Annotated in this window: 16 protein-coding genes and 1 riboswitch; of the genes, 10 read left to right on the top strand and 6 right to left on the bottom strand. The window is 58.9% G+C overall.

The window, feature by feature from the left end:
* Positions 1 to 66: 66 nt before the first annotated feature.
* Genes K0O24_RS10225 through K0O24_RS10235 form a run of 3 tightly spaced genes read left to right on the top strand, consistent with a single transcriptional unit; the run spans position 67 to position 1,123 of the window.
* Entirely contained in the window at positions 67 to 234 is a 168-nt protein-coding gene (locus K0O24_RS10225) for a hypothetical protein (RefSeq protein WP_219892657.1), read from the top strand.
* Complete coding sequence (gene arfB / locus K0O24_RS10230) at positions 234 to 644, top strand: alternative ribosome rescue aminoacyl-tRNA hydrolase ArfB (protein ID WP_219892658.1); 411 nt, start codon at positions 234 to 236, stop codon at positions 642 to 644. Before K0O24_RS10225 ends, arfB begins: the two co-directional genes overlap by 1 nt.
* Positions 644 to 1,123 (top strand): GAF domain-containing protein, encoded by a 480-nt coding sequence (locus K0O24_RS10235; RefSeq protein ID WP_219892660.1) that lies wholly within the window; start codon positions 644 to 646, stop codon positions 1,121 to 1,123. Before arfB ends, K0O24_RS10235 begins: the two co-directional genes overlap by 1 nt.
* 313 nt (positions 1,124 to 1,436) lie before the next feature.
* Here the strand turns inward: K0O24_RS10235 and K0O24_RS10240 are convergent, their stop codons facing one another.
* Positions 1,437 to 1,892 (bottom strand): universal stress protein, encoded by a 456-nt coding sequence (locus tag K0O24_RS10240; RefSeq protein ID WP_219892661.1) that lies wholly within the window; start codon positions 1,890 to 1,892, stop codon positions 1,437 to 1,439.
* Between the two features lie 143 nt (positions 1,893 to 2,035).
* Here K0O24_RS10240 and K0O24_RS10245 point away from each other — a divergent pair, with 143 nt between their 5' ends.
* The 5 genes from K0O24_RS10245 to K0O24_RS10265 are packed head-to-tail and all read left to right on the top strand — an operon-like array spanning position 2,036 to position 7,156.
* The gene (locus tag K0O24_RS10245; RefSeq protein ID WP_219892663.1) at positions 2,036 to 3,307 is read left to right on the top strand and encodes a pyruvate dehydrogenase complex dihydrolipoamide acetyltransferase; all 1,272 of its coding nucleotides are present in this window, start codon (positions 2,036 to 2,038) and stop codon (positions 3,305 to 3,307) included.
* A complete protein-coding gene (lpdA, locus tag K0O24_RS10250; RefSeq protein ID WP_219892664.1) occupies positions 3,304 to 4,698 on the top strand; it encodes a dihydrolipoyl dehydrogenase in 1,395 nt (464 codons plus the stop codon). Before K0O24_RS10245 ends, lpdA begins: the two co-directional genes overlap by 4 nt.
* Positions 4,699 to 4,742: 44 nt before the next feature.
* A complete protein-coding gene (locus tag K0O24_RS10255; RefSeq protein ID WP_219892665.1) occupies positions 4,743 to 5,150 on the top strand; it encodes a hypothetical protein in 408 nt (135 codons plus the stop codon).
* 30 nt (positions 5,151 to 5,180) lie between these two features.
* Positions 5,181 to 6,449 (top strand): Xaa-Pro dipeptidase, encoded by a 1,269-nt coding sequence (locus K0O24_RS10260; RefSeq protein ID WP_219892666.1) that lies wholly within the window; start codon positions 5,181 to 5,183, stop codon positions 6,447 to 6,449.
* Positions 6,446 to 7,156 (top strand): phosphatase PAP2 family protein, encoded by a 711-nt coding sequence (locus K0O24_RS10265; protein ID WP_219892667.1) that lies wholly within the window; start codon positions 6,446 to 6,448, stop codon positions 7,154 to 7,156. The genes K0O24_RS10260 and K0O24_RS10265 overlap by 4 nt, the downstream gene beginning before the upstream one ends.
* On the opposite strand, the gene K0O24_RS10270 is transcribed toward K0O24_RS10265, so the two are convergent.
* The 5 genes from K0O24_RS10270 to K0O24_RS10290 form a co-directional block, all read right to left on the bottom strand.
* Positions 7,102 to 9,180, bottom strand: coding sequence for a TonB-dependent receptor (locus K0O24_RS10270; protein ID WP_219892668.1), 2,079 nt, complete (start codon positions 9,178 to 9,180; stop codon positions 7,102 to 7,104). The genes K0O24_RS10265 and K0O24_RS10270 overlap by 55 nt on opposite strands.
* Positions 9,181 to 9,284: 104 nt before the next feature.
* Positions 9,285 to 10,043 (bottom strand): ABC transporter ATP-binding protein, encoded by a 759-nt coding sequence (locus tag K0O24_RS10275; RefSeq protein ID WP_219892669.1) that lies wholly within the window; start codon positions 10,041 to 10,043, stop codon positions 9,285 to 9,287.
* Positions 10,040 to 10,996, bottom strand: coding sequence for a FecCD family ABC transporter permease (locus tag K0O24_RS10280; RefSeq protein ID WP_219892670.1), 957 nt, complete (start codon positions 10,994 to 10,996; stop codon positions 10,040 to 10,042). Before K0O24_RS10280 ends, K0O24_RS10275 begins: the two co-directional genes overlap by 4 nt.
* A complete protein-coding gene (locus tag K0O24_RS10285) occupies positions 10,993 to 11,793 on the bottom strand; it encodes an ABC transporter substrate-binding protein (RefSeq protein ID WP_219892671.1) in 801 nt (266 codons plus the stop codon). The genes K0O24_RS10280 and K0O24_RS10285 overlap by 4 nt, the downstream gene beginning before the upstream one ends.
* Positions 11,793 to 13,655 (bottom strand): TonB-dependent receptor plug domain-containing protein, encoded by a 1,863-nt coding sequence (locus tag K0O24_RS10290; protein ID WP_219892672.1) that lies wholly within the window; start codon positions 13,653 to 13,655, stop codon positions 11,793 to 11,795. The genes K0O24_RS10285 and K0O24_RS10290 overlap by 1 nt, the downstream gene beginning before the upstream one ends.
* Positions 13,656 to 13,733: 78 nt before the next feature.
* Positions 13,734 to 13,912, bottom strand: a riboswitch (cobalamin riboswitch).
* Positions 13,913 to 14,005: 93 nt separating this feature from the next.
* Between K0O24_RS10290 and K0O24_RS10295 the strand changes: the two genes are divergently transcribed.
* Both K0O24_RS10295 and K0O24_RS10300 read left to right on the top strand, forming a co-directional pair.
* Entirely contained in the window at positions 14,006 to 15,046 is a 1,041-nt protein-coding gene (locus K0O24_RS10295) for a CaiB/BaiF CoA transferase family protein (RefSeq protein ID WP_219892673.1), read from the top strand.
* Positions 15,047 to 15,149: 103 nt separating this feature from the next.
* The gene (locus K0O24_RS10300) at positions 15,150 to 16,076 is read left to right on the top strand and encodes a hypothetical protein (protein WP_219892674.1); all 927 of its coding nucleotides are present in this window, start codon (positions 15,150 to 15,152) and stop codon (positions 16,074 to 16,076) included.
* Positions 16,077 to 16,111 lie beyond the last annotated feature (35 nt).

The raw sequence follows: 16,111 nt of genomic DNA on the forward strand, positions 1-16,111 counted from the left end.
GCAGAGTTCAACTCGGCGAGCAGAGCCCATTTGCATTCGACGGCAGGCAATGCAAAACTGCGGCCCATGCAACAAATTCGCACCTACACCACCTCAGCTACCCGGGCCGGCATCGGCTTTGGCAGTGCGCTCGCAATCACTATCTCCTGGAGCCTCCACAAGTCGATCCTGTGGGCGATCATTCACGGCGTGCTGTCCTGGTTCTATGTCATATTCTATATCCTGACGCGTTAATGCTTGGCCCTTCCCCTGAGCTGCCCGAAGCTGCGCTGGAGGAGCGTTTTCTCGCAGCGACCGGCCCCGGCGGGCAGAATGTCAACAAGGTGGCGACAGCAGTCCAAATCCGCCTCGACGTATTTGCCCTGAGACTAGCGCCCCCCGTCTATGCACGACTGAAGCAACTCGCGGGCAGTCGCTGGACGAACGAGGGCGAGATCGTGCTCACCGCGCGGAGCTTTCGGACGCAAGAGGCAAATCGTGCCGATGCCAGGGAACGTTTGCTCGCCCTTTTGGCCAAGGCCCATCAAGCGCCAGTGCGGCGGATCAAGACGAAACCCTCCCGTACGGCAAAGGAGAAACGGCTTGTCGGCAAGGCGATCCGCGGCGATGTCAAAAAAGGGCGCAGCAAGGTGAGTTTTGACTGATGTATGAGTTTTCGATCAACACGAGTTCCAAGCCGGACCTTTACCGCGACCTGTTGGCGGCGCTCGATGGGCTGACGGCCAGCGAGCCCGATCCCGTGGCGAACATGGCCAATGCAGCGGCTCTCATCTGGGAATATCTGCCTGCACTCAACTGGGCCGGCTTTTATCGGCTCATTGACGGAGAGCTGGTGCTGGGGCCCTTTCAGGGAAAAGTGGCCTGCATCAGGATCGCTCTGGGCAAGGGGGTCTGCGGTACAGCGGCAAGCACGCTGAAGACCCAGCTCGTTGAAGACGTTCATGCGTTTCCCGGGCATATCGCGTGTGATGCGGCATCAGCGTCAGAGCTTGTCGTTCCGATCCTGCAAAACGGCCGATTGATCGCCGTGCTCGATCTGGACAGCCCGAAACCCGGCCGATTCGATGAGCAGGATGCCAATGGTTGCGAAGCAATAGCCAAGCTGCTGTCAGACAGAATCTGACCCGAAATGGGACAATATGGCATTATGGCTGCCAATTGCGTCGCATTTTGAAGCTGATACATATGCATTCTGTGATTGGTTTTGGCGGATATGGAAATTGCCGCCAAACCTGTTTATGGAGGGCTTTGAAGCTGGTGGCAGCCGAGTCTGCGAGGATCGACTTCAGATCAACGCATGAAATTTGGCCAAGTCACCAACAATGGAAGCCCCTTTCGCAGTTGCGTTACGGATGTATTGCATCCGCATCGCGCCGAATTGGGCAAAGGCCCGGTCGCTTGGGGGAGTGGCCGGGCCTTCTATTTTTTGAATTCGCTCAGCTCAGCCTGTCGAGGGCTTCATTAGTCAGCGAACCGGGCACGATCATGACAGGGCAGGGAAGAGTGCCTGAGTCTGCTCCTGCGAAATGACTGACGAGCGGGCCGGGGTGCCCGCTTTTCGCAGCAGCAAGGACCAGCGCGCCAATTTCCCCATTTTCAGCAAGTGCAGAGCGGATGGCTGTGACGGCGTCACCTGTTCGCATGGAAATCTTGGGTACGATGGGCGTCTCTTGCGCAAGCGTGTCGATGGCATGACGCACAATTGCTTCGGCATGCTCGCGCGCTTCGTTTTCTATCGTGGCCTGGACGCCACCCCAGGCAACGAATTCCTGCGGGGGAATGATGACGAGAATCTCGAGACCGCCTTTTGTCTTGGCGGCACGGCGTGCGGCAAAGCGAAGAGCAATCTCGGCTTCTTCCGTCTCATCAATGATCACCAGATAGGTGCGCATTCGCCTGTCTGCCTTCCCCCATCGGCCTAATTTCAGTGAGCCTGCGTCAATTTAACGGTATGCGCAAGGTCTTGCCTCTGGCATCGCCGCGTTGTTGCCGTTACGTAACCCGAAGAAACCGGAAGAAATAGGTAATACGCTCGATGCTGATTGAACTCAGAATGCCCGCACTGTCTCCAACGATGGAGGAAGGCACGCTGGCCAAGTGGCTTGTGAAGCAGGGTGATGAGGTCAAGTCCGGAGACCTGTTGGCCGAGATCGAAACCGACAAGGCGACAATGGAATTCGAAGCCGTCGATGAAGGCACGATTTCCTCGATTCTGGTTCCTCCCGGCACGGAAGGGGTGAAGGTCGGAACCGTCATCGCCCTGATTTCTGCCGAGGGCGATGACGTGAATGCAAAGCCCGCCCCCAAGGCAGAGGCTCCCAAGGCTGAAGCGGCTCCGACGCCGCCAGTGCAAACGCCATCGCCAAAGGCAAATGTAACCGAGGCATCGGGCGATCGCATTATCGCATCGCCGCTTGCAAGGCGCCTTGCCGCGACGCTCGGTATCGATCTTTCGAAAGTGAAGGGCACCGGGCCGAATGGCCGGATTGTCAAAGCCGATATTGAGGAGGCGCCACAGGCAGCAACCGCAAGCGCGACCGTAGCCGTCGCGGCGACCTCAGCGCCGCAGGCTCCAGCCGTGCAGGCTGCAGCGAAACCCGTCTGGTTTGATGACAGCATCCCGCACGAAATCGAGAAACTCTCCAACATCCGCAAGACGATCGCGCGTCGCCTGACCGAAGCGAAGCAGACCATTCCGCATATCTATCTGACGGTCGATATCCGGCTCGATGCGCTGCTGAAACTGAGAGCCGAACTGAACGCAGGGCTTGAAAGTCGCGGCATCAAGCTTTCGGTCAATGACTTGCTGATCAAGGCGTTGGCGGTCGCGCTCGAACAGACGCCCAAATGCAATGTGACCTTCCTCGGCAATGAGATGGTCAGCTACAAGCGGGCGGATATCTCGGTTGCGGTTTCCACGCCGTCGGGCCTGATCACGCCGATCATTCGGGATGCTGCCAATCTGAGTGTCTCCAGAATTTCGAACGAGATGAAGGAACTCGCCGCCCGCGCCAAGGAGGGCAAGCTGCAACCGCACGAATATCAGGGTGGAACGGCCAGCCTTTCGAACATGGGCATGTATGGCATCAAGCAGTTCGAAGCGGTGATCAATCCGCCGCAAGGGATGATCCTAGCGATTGGGGCAGGTGAAAAGCGGCCCTTTGTCGTTGATGACGCATTGGCAATCGCGACAGTGATGAGTGCGACCGGGTCGTTCGATCACCGTGCAATTGATGGTTCGGATGGCGCGCAGCTGATGCAGGTGTTCAAGGACCTGGTGGAAAAGCCCTTGGGGATGATGGCATGAGTGCAAACTACGACTTGATTGTTCTTGGATCTGGCCCTGGTGGCTATGTTGCTGCAATCCGTGCTGCGCAGCTTGGCTTGTCGACAGCAATCGTGGAGCGCGAGAACCTTGGCGGCATCTGCCTCAATTGGGGTTGCATCCCGACCAAGGCACTGCTGCGCTCGGCCGAAATCTATCACTATATGCAGCATGCCAAGGACTATGGTCTGGTCGCCGAAAAGATCAGCGCCGACATTGAGGCCGTGGTGAAGCGTTCACGCGGTGTGGCCAAGCAGCTCAACCAGGGCGTCACGCACCTGATGAAGAAGAACAAGATTGCGGTCCACATGGGCGATGGCGCCATTACGGCACCGGGTAAGGTGACCGTGACCAAGGACGGAAAGTCCGAGGACCTGACAGCGAAGAACATCATCATCGCAACAGGAGCCCGGGCGCGCGATCTGCCATTTGCCCCGGCCGATGGCCAGCGCATCTGGACATACCGGCACGCCATGGTTCCACCGGAAATGCCGACGAAATTGCTGGTTATCGGATCAGGCGCGATCGGAATTGAATTCGCGAGCTTCTACAATGACATGGGAGCCGAAGTAACTGTCGTTGAAATGCTCGATCGTGTCGTTCCGGTCGAGGATGCGGACGTTTCCGAATTCCTCGAAAAGGCTCTGACCAAGCAGGGCATGAAGATCATGACAGGGGCAGGCGTAGAAAAACTCTCTGCCACTGCCAAGGGAGTGTCCGCATCGATCAAGGCAAAAGACGGCAAGGTCGTGACGACGGAATTCAGCCACGCCATTGTTGCCATCGGCATTGTCCCGAACACTGAAAATATCGGGCTGGAAAAGCTTGGCGTGAAAACCACCAAGGGCCATATCGACACAGATGGCATGTGCCGGACCAATGTTCCTGGCATATGGGCCATTGGCGATGTGACTGCACCGCCCTGGCTGGCGCACAAGGCAAGCCATGAAGGCGTGATTGCGGTGGAAGCCATTGCAGGTGGTCACCCGCATGCGATGGATCCGCTCAATATCCCGGGCTGCACCTATTGCCACCCGCAGATCGCCAGCGTCGGGCTGACCGAAGCTAAAGCCAAGGAGGCCGGTCACAAGGTCAAGGTTGGGAAATTCCCCTTCATCGGCAATGGCAAGGCGATTGCGCTCGGCGAAGCGGAAGGATTCATCAAGACGGTGTTCGATGAAACAACCGGCGAACTCCTCGGTGCGCACATGATCGGTGCGGAGGTGACGGAGCTCATCCAGGGCTACACCATCGGCAAGACGCTCGAAACGACCGAGCAGGAGTTGATGGAAACGGTGTTCCCGCATCCGACTCTCTCCGAAATGATGCATGAAAGCGTGCTTTCGGCCTATGGCCGGGCGCTCCATATCTGACCGGTTTGACAAGGGCAGGGCTTTGGCAGGATAACAGGGGCAACATGAAATCAGTGTTTGCCTTTGTCCTGCTGAGCCTGACGTCGCTGCCCGGGGCGGCATTTGCGCAGAATGGAGAGCCTTCGCGCACTCCCTCCCCACCGCCGCTCCCGCGGTCGCCGCAAAATCCGATAGGCGGCCCCCCGACGACCACCACGCCGACGACGCCCGTCGGCCCGTCAGGCAAGGTGCGTCCGCCGCCCGGCGGCAACAGGGTAAGCGGTCTGGTCGGATATCTGGACAGCCGGATGGATGCCGGCCCCAAGGACATCGATGCACCGGTCACGGGTTATGGGAATGAAGCCCTTTGGGATGTCGGCCTGATGAGCGATGCTGTCCCCATCGGTGATCCGGGCAGTGCGCCTGGCTCCAAAGACGCAACAGGCTCGACAGCGCCCCCTCCGAAACGCTAGCGTCTGCCCGATTGATTTCGGGAGATGAAAATGCGTCGACTTGTCCTTGCGCTCACCATGGCACTATCCACGCCAGCGGCGGCAGAAACTGTTGCCATCAGCGCAGCCAATATGGTCGATGTCGTGTCCGGGAAGCGGGTGGAGCGACCGCTCGTCATTGTCACTGATGGACGGATTTCGGCCGTGGGCACACAGGGAAGCCTGACGGTGCCAGCCGGGGCCAAGCGGATCGACCTTGGCAGCAAGACTCTTCTTCCCGGTCTGATCGACATGCACGTCCACCTGACGTCGCTTGCCGAGATCGGGGGGTATAACGGCTTCAAGTACACCGACAGTTTCTGGAGTGCCGTAGGCGTCGGCAATGCCCGGAAAACGATCGACGCAGGGTTCACGACCGTGCGCAATGTGGGTGCTGACCAGTTTCAGGATGTCGGGCTGAAGGAAGCCGTCGACGGAGGATGGGCGGTCGGCCCGCGCATTGTTCCGGCAACCTATGCGATTGGTGCAACGGGGGGGCATTGCGACAGCAACGCCTTGCCACCGCAATATGACCGGCAGGAAGCAAGCGTGATCAACTCGCCGGACGAAGCGCGCGCCAAGGTGCGCTGGCTGCACAAATATGGTGCTGAAGTGATCAAGATCTGCGCGACGGGCGGCGTGTTTTCGCTTGGCGATTCAGTCGGCGGTCAACAGCTCACGTTTGAGGAGATGAAGGCGATTGCCGATGAAGCGCATATGCTTCACCTCAAGGTCGCCGCGCACGCGCACGGGGATGAGGGCATCCGGACTGCTATCTTGGCCGGGATCGACACAATCGAACATTGCAGCCTTGCCAGCGACGAGACGATCAAGCTTGCAGCCCAGCGCAAGACCTGGTTTTCGATGGACATCTACAATGACGATTACATTCTTGCGACGGGTACATCGAACGGAACCGAGCAGGAAAGTCTCGACAAGGAAAAGGAAATCGGCCTGAAGCAGCGTCAGACTTTCCAGCGTGCGGTGCGTGGCGGGGTGCAGATGGTCTTCGGATCGGATGCCGGTGTTTACCCGCATGGAGACAATGGTCGCCAGTTCGCCAAGATGGTCGAATGGGGCATGACTCCCTTGCAGGCAATTCAGGCTGCGACAGTCAATGCGGCACAGGCTCTTGGCCGCGAAGCCGATGTCGGGGCAATAGCGGTCGGGCGCTACGGTGACATGATCGCAGTGGACGGCGATCCGCTTGCCAATGTCCGTGAGCTTGAGCATGTCGCCGTCGTCATCAAGGGTGGCGAAGTCGTCAAAGGCGCGCAATGACCGAGAACGGAGCCGCTGACGTTACAGATGGGAGGGATTCCCCAGCCAAGCCAATTTCAGGAAGATTGGGAATTCTCCTGCTGGTTCTTGCTCTGGCGTTGGGGCTGCTGGTGAGCTTTGGAGTTGGCCAGCAGGCTGATCGCACGATCCTGAAGGCATTGGCATTCCGCCAGAATGTTACAAGCGACGTCCTGATCGCGGCCGCACAATGGGTGACATGGGCTGGCGCAGCAGGTCAGAGGACATTTGCAATGGTCGTGTGTGCGGGTTGGCTGCTCTGGCGCAAACGCCCTTATCCAGCGCTTGTCATGCTGGTTGCACCGCCGCTAGCGGGCGCAACGTCAAGCATCCTCAAGGAAGCGTTCGGTCGGGCGAGACCTGATGTGGTGCCCCATCTGGATCTAGTGACAAACCTGTCCTTTCCCAGCGGGCATGCAACCAACGTTATGGCAACCCTGTTGCTGGCTTCGCTGCTGCTAGCGAAGAAGCGTCGCCATGCCTGGGTCGCTCTGGCGCTTGTTGGTGCAGCAGCGATCGGCGCGTCACGCGTGCTGCTGGGCGTCCATTGGCCCAGCGATGTCATTGGCGGATGGTTTTGGGGGGCAGGAATTGCCTTGTTAGCTCTTTCAGTGACTCAAAGGCTGGAAGGGCGTCAAAACGCAAATCTCAGTCCTATCCTGATGTCGCGTCCCGAAAGCGGCGCATAGTCTTTCAGGAAACTGGCGTGCCTGCGGGCAACGACGTCGAAGATGTTGTTGGCTGAAAGGGTAACGTCGATGCCGGAATCGGTGCCAAACGGCTTGATCGCCAGTGAGCCATTGACCATCGTATAACCTTTGGTGGGCGTCTCGAATGCCGCAATGCGGTCCTGTCCACCGACCCATTCCACTTCCACACGTCCGGTGATCCTGTCCGACTGTGCTTCGAACCCTCCGAGAAGTCGCAGCGCCGGAATGCGCGGAAGCGGACCACCGCCCCTGATCGTTGCACGCGTGAAGTCTCCCACACCGTCGATGTTGAGCTTCACGGCACCAATCGTGGCGACGCGCACAGAGGCTTCGATTTCTGCGCCATAGTGATGCGCGCCGGCCTGTCTCGACTGAAAGACTGGAAGTCCATCCTGGATCACGCCGGTGGGAGTCTCGTAGATGAACCCTTTGAACCAGCTGTAGTAGAGCGATGCGGAGAGCGAATAGCCATCGCCCGAGCCATGCAACGTCGCTTCAAGGCCTTTGGATTTCTCCTTTGCGAAGCCGGGATTGCCAATTTCGAACGCCTGCGTTCCAGCATGCGGTCCATTGGCGAACAGCTCTTCGCCTGCAGGCGCGCGCTCGGTGTAGGAACTGTTGAGACCCAGCCGCCAGCCATGCGCGAATTCCGCGCTGGCGCCGAGCGATCCGGAATAGGACGTAAACGACCTTCGGCTATCGGGATTGCCCAGGATGGCATCGGCTCTTGCCGAGACGACGGAATGTTCGATGCGCCCGCCAGCTTCTGCGCGGATTGCTCCCAGATCAAGCGATTGCACCGTAAAGAGACCATATTGCTGCGTCTTGATGGCAGGCAGGAATTTCTCGGCGCCAATGATGTTGACCTTGCGCAAGACATACTGGCTTCCGATCGCACCCTTCCACCCATTGCGCTCGCGCTGGACAAGTTCGAGCCGCGCCTCACCGCCGGTGTTGTTGAAAGTCGTGTTGATCGTGCCGTCTTCGGCAAGCTCATTGTGCCGATAATCGGCATAGCCCCCGCGAAACCGTATTCCTTCCAGAAAGCCGCTGGTCGGGTTGTATTCGGCCCGCGTGTCAAATCGTGTCTGCTTGACATCGAGCCGAACTGACTCTGCCGTAACTGCCGGATCTAGCGAGTAACGGATTGGAACGCCATAAAGGCTGTCATACCGGCTCACCGAGAAGCCCAAATTCACGTCGCTTGTGATGTAGGCCGCCCCACCGGCAATTTCCCATGTCCTTCCGGCACTATTGGGAAGGCGGTCCTTGAGATCGGCCAATGCCACAATTGCGGGATCTGCACTGGATGCCGCTTGCGCGCGGAGGGCAGGCGTCAGCACGTGGCCGCCAATCTCCAGATCGCCGGTCTTGACATAACTGCTATCCAGATGAAGCACGAACTTGTCGGCAACCGGAACATCGACGCGGGCTCCACCTGAGCGTTCATTCGCGGCAGAGCCATATGTTGCCAGCGCATCGACATGGACCGCTTCGTCAGGAACCTTTCGTGGAATGCGGCTGTCGACCACATTGACAACGCCCCCGATTGCTGACGAACCGAACAACAGGGCGGATGGGCCGCGCAGGACTTCAATACGGTCTGCTGTCAGCGGGTTGATCACGACAGCATGGTCGACACTGGTGTTGGACACGTCGAAGCTGCCGATCCCGTCAGCCAGCACCCGAACGCGTTCGCCCTGAAAACCCCGGAGAACGGGTCGCGAAGCATTGGGCCCGAACGATGTCGCCGATACGCCCGGCTGGTGCGAGAGAGTCTCGCCAATGGTTGGTTTCAATTCGCGGGCGAGGTCTTCGCCGGACACGACGGACGTTCCCGCCAGCAAGTCTGCCTGATTGCGCCCAAGCAATGCGGTGACCACGATTTCGCCGCTATCCTCATCATGATCGCCATGGCTTTGATCTGGCGCCTCTTGCGCCAATGCGGCCTGCGCCGAAATCAAAAGGGCTGATACACAAAGCAAGGCTACGCGACGCGACATGGGAATTCCGTATGGATGTGATAATATTTCATCGCCGTTAGAGGCAATGTTACACCATATCAAGGCGCTTCGTCGAAACTTCCGGGCGGTTGGTCCAGTACGGCTCAGACACGAGCGATAATTGCCAAACGGTCGGCATGTTCGACAATGTCGAAATCCATTCCGAATGCCAAATGCAGATTTGCGTTCGTCAAAACTTCGCGCACTGGCCCATGTGCCACCGCTTCGCCGCTCCGAAGAATCAACAGGTCGTCGGCCAAACTTGCGGCGTCAAGCTGGTGCAGGACCGTAACGACGCCTTTGCCTTCTGCTGCGGCAGCCCGAAACAGGGCGAGCATGTCTCTTTGATGCGGCGGATCTAGATTGGCCAATGGTTCGTCCGCGAGAATCCACTGCGGGTCTCCTGCCAACACTCGGGCCATTTTTATGCGCGCTCGTTCGCCGCCCGACAGTGTGTCGATCGTCCGGCCTGCAAAGCCAAGCGTGTCTGTCGCAATCATTGCGCGTTCGATCGCTCGGGCGTCGTCTGCAGAGGGGAGAGAGAAGCGACTACGGTGCGGCAGGCGTCCCAAGGAGACCAACTCTGCGCCGGAGATGTTCCAAGCCGGCTCTCCATCCTGAGGCAGATATCCAATCATCCTCGCGCGGTGGGCGTGGGTGAGCGCGTCAAGAGCAACGCCATCAATCTCGACATGGCCTGCCTGTGGGATGATCAGCCCAGCAAGCGAGCGGATGAGACTGGTCTTCCCGGCGCCATTGGCTCCAATCACGGCCGTCACGCGGCCGCGCCGGAAGTCGGCGCTGACGTCTTGCAGTGCGGTGTATCCTCCCAGCTTCAGCGACAGATTGCGAGCCGCGATCATGAGGCTCGCCTCCGGATCCGGGTCAGCAGGATAAAGAAGAAGGGCGCGCCAAGAATTGCCATTGCGATGCCCAATCGCACTTCGCCGGCACCTGGGGTCAGCCGCACGAGACTATCTGCGAGCAGTGTCAGGATTGCGCCGCCCAATGCTGACGGGATCAACAACGCCGAAGGGCGTTCACTGACAAGGCTGCGCATGAAGTGCGGAACGATCAGGCCAACAAAGCCCACAACGCCCGACACGGCGACGGATGCTCCGACAGCAAGGCCGACCCCGGCGACAATAGCCCAGCGCTGGCGTGTCGGGCTGAAGCCCAGCGTGCGGGCCGCGTCTTCACCCAGCGTCAAAGCATCCAGTCCTCGTCCGGTCCCGAGCAGGATCGCGCTCCCGACGATCATGAAGGGCAGGGCTCGCTCCACGTCCTCCATGCCTCGGTCGGTGAGGGCGCCCATAAGCCAGGCGATGATTTCGCTCGCGGCGAAGGGGTTTGGCGCGATGCTGATAAGGAAAGCCGTGAGGGAGCCCGCCAAAGTCGAAAGGACCATTCCCGCAAGGATGAAGCCCAATGGGCCGCCACTGCGGCCTGTCATCGCGACCAGGAGAATCATCGCCAGGGCGCCGCCGATCATCGCGCTTCCAAAAAGGCCAAAGGGAAATGCCGTCAGGCCGAGGAAGATGGCGGTCACGCCGCCCAAGGCTGCACTCGACGACACGCCGACGACGGTGGGGTCGGCAAGCGGGTTGCGCAGATAACCCTGCAAAACTGCGCCTGAAAGGCCCAGAACCGCGCCGATGCTGCATCCCAGTATCGCCCGCGGTAGCCGCAATTCCGCCATGATCCATCCAGTGGCGCCGTCAGAGAACCAATCCGTCGGATTGATCCAGACCTTGCCGGCGGCCAGCGACAGCAGGAATGCGAGGATCGCCAGGGCCAGGAGAGCAATGATCTTCATGAGGAGCGCGCCGATCTGAAAACACGCATCGCTTCGATCACGCTCGGGCCACCACAGTTGAGAAGGTGTTCGGGGAAGCTGACAATGTGCGTGCGACCGCGCAGATGGGCGAGTACGCGGCGGCGCAGGGCAAGAGAGCGCGCATCATCACCCTTTGCCGTTGAAGGCATGAAAATCACATCTGGCGGCTGGCGGACAAGCGACTCGAGCGGCAATATGTCCCATTGCTTCAGCCCGTAGGTGGTGCTTGCATTGCGGAAGCCAGCCCGGCTGAGCATCTCGTCCTGAATTGTGCCTTTTCCGGCAACAAAGCCACCGCTTGTCCAGATGATTGCGCTGCGGCCGTCTTCGACAGGCGTCGTCGCCCGCGCCATCCTTTGGGCGAGTGCGGTACCTTGCGGGCCTCGTCCAATGGCGTCGGCGATGTCTTTGACCTGTCGTTCGCTGTCCGCCAACGTCGCCGGAACGCCGAAGCTGCGAACTTTTATCCCTGCCCGGGCCAGAGCAACATTAGTACCGCTGGAGGCATAGGCGCCCGAAAGAACGAGCCTGGGACGTGCCGCGATCAATTCCTCCGCGTCTGAACCGATCGCGGGATATCTCTCGGCCCAGACAAGTGGTGCTGACCTGCTTTCGGCATCCTTCGAGTAGCTGCTGATTGCCCCGATGCTATCCGGATCAGCGACTTCGGCAAGGACTGCGTCAATGCACGGATTGTTCGAGACGATCCTGTTCGGCACGATGGCCGACCCCTGCGTGCAACCGCAAAGCAGCAGCAGGGGCCAGGCTATCCGCATCAGAACTTGGCCCGCACGCCAACATAGGCGTTGCGACCATAGGTGCTGTATCGCGCCACGGTCTGGTATTTTTCATCGAACAGATTCTCGATCCGCCCGAAAACTTCGAATCTGTCCGAGACAGGGTAAGAGGCCCGGACCGTCACAATCTGATAGCCATTGAGCCGAACCGTGTTCGCCAGATCGTCAAAACTGTCGCCGGTGAGGAGGACGTCGGCGGCGACCGCGAGGCCAATCGGTGTCTTCCAGTCGATCGATGCATTGGCGCTATCCTTGGCGCGCCGTGCGAGGCGATTCCCGAATGTACCGTCATTCGAGCGGCTGGTCGCGTTCACCAGATTGTATCCGGCCGAAATCTTCAACGTCTGGGTCGGGCGGACATCGAGTTCCAGTTCGAGGCCTTCATTGAGGACCTTTGCGATATTCTCCGACTGAAAGGTCGTGAAGGAAAACGCGATCTGGTTGTCACTCTTGCGGTGGTAATAGGTCGCCGTTGCGCGCACGGCGTCGTCCAGGAAATTCTGTTCGATACCGACATCGAAGCTCTTCGCAGTTTCCGCCTTCAAGGCAGGATTGCCGAAGGGCAGGACGGATTCAGTGAGCGTCGGTGCGCGGAAGCCTTCTGCATATGTGCCGCGAAGGACTGTGCGGCCCGCATTGGGCGTATAGGCAAAATTGGCCCCGAAGGTCGTCTGGCTGCCATAGATGTTATAGTCATCATGGCGGACGCCACCGGTGAGCGTGAGGCCGGTGATCGGCCGCACGATCAATTGGCCATATTCGCTGGTAACGCGATAGTTCGCCTGGTCCGGTGCGGCTCCACCCCCGGCCGGGAAGAACGTGCTGGCAAAGGTGCGTTCATGTTCGATACCAAAGACCAGCGTCACTTTATCAACGATGTCGAATGCGCCTTGGTACTCGAAACGGTCGACCTTGCCCTTCAACTCGTTGACGTTGAAACTGAACGGGACGTTGGGCTCAGTCCCGTCGCGATGCAGATGAGTGCGGGTGTAGGCGATACGGTTGCGGAACCGACCGTCAGCGAAATTGGCGTTGAGGCCGACATAGCCCACGAACTGGCGGTTCTCGGTTTCAGGAAAGGTGTCAGGCGTCGCACCGAATGGATCGTCGAATTCTACGCGGCCCTTGGTGTAGTAGGCACGCAGATCAAGGTTGACGGAGTCGTTGAACGCGACCTTCAGTTTCCCATTTGCAGCAAAGTTCCTGTAGCCGTCGCGCTCGGAACCCGCGGCGAGAGCGGAAATCCCATCCGTTCGAAAGTAGCTGGCACCAACACTACCGGAGAGCTTTCCGCTTGTGCCCGAAACATTCGCGCGCAACTCAGCCGTATTGTGATAGCCATATTCAGCCCCCAAATTGGCTGCCAACCCCTCGGTCGGCTCTTCTATGCGGACATTGACGACACCGCCAATGGCCTGACTTCCCCAGATTACCGAATTGGGCCCACGCAGAATTTCGACGCGATCGATATTCCCGGTCAGCAACGATCCGAAATCGAAGGCTGCGTTGGGATTCGACGGATCGTTGATACGGACACCGTCAATCAGAACGAGCGTCTGCGACGATTCGCCGCCGCGGATGAATACGCTTGTGACTCCGCCGATGCTCCCGTTTCTCGCGACGCGGACGCTGGGAACGGTGCGGAGTAGGTCGCTGATTGCCAATGTCTGGCTGCTATCGAGCTGGTCCCTGTCGATCACCGTGATGGCTTGGCCGACCTGGTCGCGCGGCTGCTCAATTCCATTTGCTGTCACCACAATTTCTGTGTTGGCTGCTTCCCCAGCCCAAGCGCTGCCCGGGAAAAGGGCAATAATAGCTGCTCCGAATTTGAGATAGTTCATGATTTCCTCCACGTGACGTTCAACAAAATGCCGTCACGCGAGGAGAACCCCGATCGTCCGCGTCTTCCCGCACGGGCGAAGGACTGGCCGTCACAAGCAGGTCTCCTGGCTCCCGGGTCATTGCGTTCCTCCACCTTCCCGGTTGCCCAGTGGTATCCAGGAGGAAAACTCGCCGGTCACAGTTGCGGGAACAGCACCGGGTTCTCACCGGTTTCCCTTGAAGCCCCTTGCGAGGCACCTGTAACAGCGCTGGGGATAGGCGAGTGCTGAACTGCAATCAACCCCGGCACTTGACGTTTTGGGAAAGCTGGGCTCCAGTCGATGGGACTATTGCAATCGGGAGAAATAGCATGGCTGGCGTGTTGGAGGGGGTCACGATCATTGAGATGGAAGGCATCGGCCCGGCTCCGTTTTGCGGAATGATGCTGGCCGACCACGGCGCGCGGGTAATCCGTGTGGCCCGACAGGGCTCGCGCGATGCCGCTGGCCGGGACGTGTTGAGTCGCAATCGTGAGCGGATCGAAGCTGATCTGAAATCTGCAGAGGGTATCGCTGCTGTTCGCGAACTCGCAAGGACAGCGGACGGAATTATCGAGGGATTTCGGCCGGGCGTCATGGAGCGCCTTGGCCTCGGGCCTGATGTTTTGCTGGGTGACAACGCCAAGCTGGTCTATGGTCGCATGACCGGTTGGGGCCAATTTGGACCGCTCGCCCAGGCCGCAGGACATGATATCAACTACATCTCGATTTCAGGTAATTTGCACGGCTATGGCCGCCCGAACGAGAAGCCAACACCTCCAACGAACGCCATTGGCGACTTTGCAGGCGGCGGCATGATGCTGTCGTTTGGTATGGTTGCAGGCATCCTCAATGCGCGTAGCACCGGGAAAGGTCAGGTGATCGACTGCGCAATGACCGAAGGTGCAGCAGTAATCCATGCGATGCAGTGGGGTTTTCGCGGCATGGGAACCTGGGAAGACACTCGAGGCGTGAACATGCTCGACACGGCGGCCCATTTTTATGACACTTATGAGTGTGCGGATGGAACCTTCATTTCCATCGGTTCAATCGAGCCGCAATTCTATGCGCTGCTGCGGGAAAAGGCCGGACTTACAGATCCCGCATTCGATGCTCAGATGGACAAATCGGCTTGGCCGGCGTTGAAAGCTAAATTGACAAGCATTTTCAAATCGAAGCCACGTGCCGAATGGTGCGCTCTTATGGAAGGCACCGACGTCTGTTTTGCGCCCGTCCTGTCGATGGCCGATGCCTTGAAGCACCCCCACAACGTTGAACGGGGAACCTTCATGAATATCGAGGGAATCGATCAACCTGGACCGGCGCCAAGATTTCTCGGGACGCCGGCGCCAAAGCCCGTCGGGCGGAAATAATCGCTCGTTCATTTCGGCAATCTGGAGAATTCAGCTGATGCTTTTTCGGCTGCATCCGCCTAAGAGCCGTGAAGTACGGATCAGGCATTAAGGGAGCAAAGTGATGGGCAAGCCGGAACTTCCTGATCGTCTCGCACAGGTGCTGGTTGCGCTGGTCGCGCTGTTCAGTCTCGGGAATGGCGCATTCATGCTGGTGGACCCGTTTGGCTGGTATCAGGCAGTCGAAACCGTCAAATTTACCGGACCGCCCAACCAGCATTTCATTCGGGACATCGGGCTTGCCTATTTGACCTGCGGCGCCATCCTCGCCTTCGCGGTGCCCAACCTTGCTATGCGATGGCTTGCTGCATTTGCGGGCAGCCTATGGCTTGCGATTCATGGCTTCCTGCATATCTGGGAGTTCATGACCGGCGTCTGTGCTCCGGGTATATTCTGGCAGGATGCCCCCGGGGTACTTGGCCCGCCATTGCTTGTCTGGGCAGCGCTTGGCATTCTCTTTGCTCAGCAAAAGGTGTCGCCCGCGGGCATTCCGGATTCCCTCGTGCTTGGCGCAGTTGAAAAGATGTCTCCAGGCGAAAGCGAATATTTCCGAGAGATCGCCGGCACTCCCGGCCATGCATTGGAAAAGTTCAAGCATTTCATGCCTGTCACGATGCATCGTTTCGAGGCACCCGCCGATCTCTTCCATATGGCGCGCATTGCCGCAACGCTGGTAGAAGACTGTGGCCCCTGCGCTCTTGTTGCTGCTGAAGGAGCGGTTCGGGATGGGGTGGATAGCGAACTGGTCAACGCTGCGCTGAAGGCCGAGCCGCCAGAAGGTGACCTCAAAACGGCATTCATTTTTGGCGCTGCCATAGCGCGGCAGTCTATCGAGGCGTTCACGATCGGCGATACCATTGAAGAGGTTTATGGTCGAACTGTGAGGCTGGAACTCGCAATGACTGCGGCAACCGTTCGCGCCTATCCCGCGATTAAGCGGGGACTGGGGCTATCCAAGGCGTGTTCGCTCACGCCCTTGAGTGTTGGGTAAAGGAACACGGCGCCGGTCGAAAGCACGAGGGGGGA

Origin of the sequence: Aquisediminimonas profunda, assembly GCF_019443285.1 — a bacterium.
GTDB lineage: Bacteria > Pseudomonadota > Alphaproteobacteria > Sphingomonadales > Sphingomonadaceae > Aquisediminimonas > Aquisediminimonas profunda.

Coding starts and splice junctions, on each gene's coding strand:
- K0O24_RS10255 (WP_219892665.1), top strand. CDS start 4,743: ATGAAATCAGTGTTTGCCTTTGTCCTGCTGAGCCTGACGTCGCTGCCC.
- K0O24_RS10240 (WP_219892661.1), bottom strand. CDS start 1,892: ATGCGCACCTATCTGGTGATCATTGATGAGACGGAAGAAGCCGAGATT.
- K0O24_RS10260 (WP_219892666.1), top strand. CDS start 5,181: ATGCGTCGACTTGTCCTTGCGCTCACCATGGCACTATCCACGCCAGCG.
- K0O24_RS10265 (WP_219892667.1), top strand. CDS start 6,446: ATGACCGAGAACGGAGCCGCTGACGTTACAGATGGGAGGGATTCCCCA.
- K0O24_RS10275 (WP_219892669.1), bottom strand. CDS start 10,043: ATGATCGCGGCTCGCAATCTGTCGCTGAAGCTGGGAGGATACACCGCA.
- K0O24_RS10245 (WP_219892663.1), top strand. CDS start 2,036: ATGCTGATTGAACTCAGAATGCCCGCACTGTCTCCAACGATGGAGGAA.
- K0O24_RS10295 (WP_219892673.1), top strand. CDS start 14,006: ATGGCTGGCGTGTTGGAGGGGGTCACGATCATTGAGATGGAAGGCATC.
- arfB (WP_219892658.1), top strand. CDS start 234: ATGCTTGGCCCTTCCCCTGAGCTGCCCGAAGCTGCGCTGGAGGAGCGT.
- K0O24_RS10280 (WP_219892670.1), bottom strand. CDS start 10,996: ATGAAGATCATTGCTCTCCTGGCCCTGGCGATCCTCGCATTCCTGCTG.
- K0O24_RS10270 (WP_219892668.1), bottom strand. CDS start 9,180: ATGTCGCGTCGCGTAGCCTTGCTTTGTGTATCAGCCCTTTTGATTTCG.
- K0O24_RS10290 (WP_219892672.1), bottom strand. CDS start 13,655: ATGAACTATCTCAAATTCGGAGCAGCTATTATTGCCCTTTTCCCGGGC.
- K0O24_RS10285 (WP_219892671.1), bottom strand. CDS start 11,793: ATGCGGATAGCCTGGCCCCTGCTGCTGCTTTGCGGTTGCACGCAGGGG.
- K0O24_RS10225 (WP_219892657.1), top strand. CDS start 67: ATGCAACAAATTCGCACCTACACCACCTCAGCTACCCGGGCCGGCATC.
- lpdA (WP_219892664.1), top strand. CDS start 3,304: ATGAGTGCAAACTACGACTTGATTGTTCTTGGATCTGGCCCTGGTGGC.
- K0O24_RS10300 (WP_219892674.1), top strand. CDS start 15,150: ATGGGCAAGCCGGAACTTCCTGATCGTCTCGCACAGGTGCTGGTTGCG.
- K0O24_RS10235 (WP_219892660.1), top strand. CDS start 644: ATGTATGAGTTTTCGATCAACACGAGTTCCAAGCCGGACCTTTACCGC.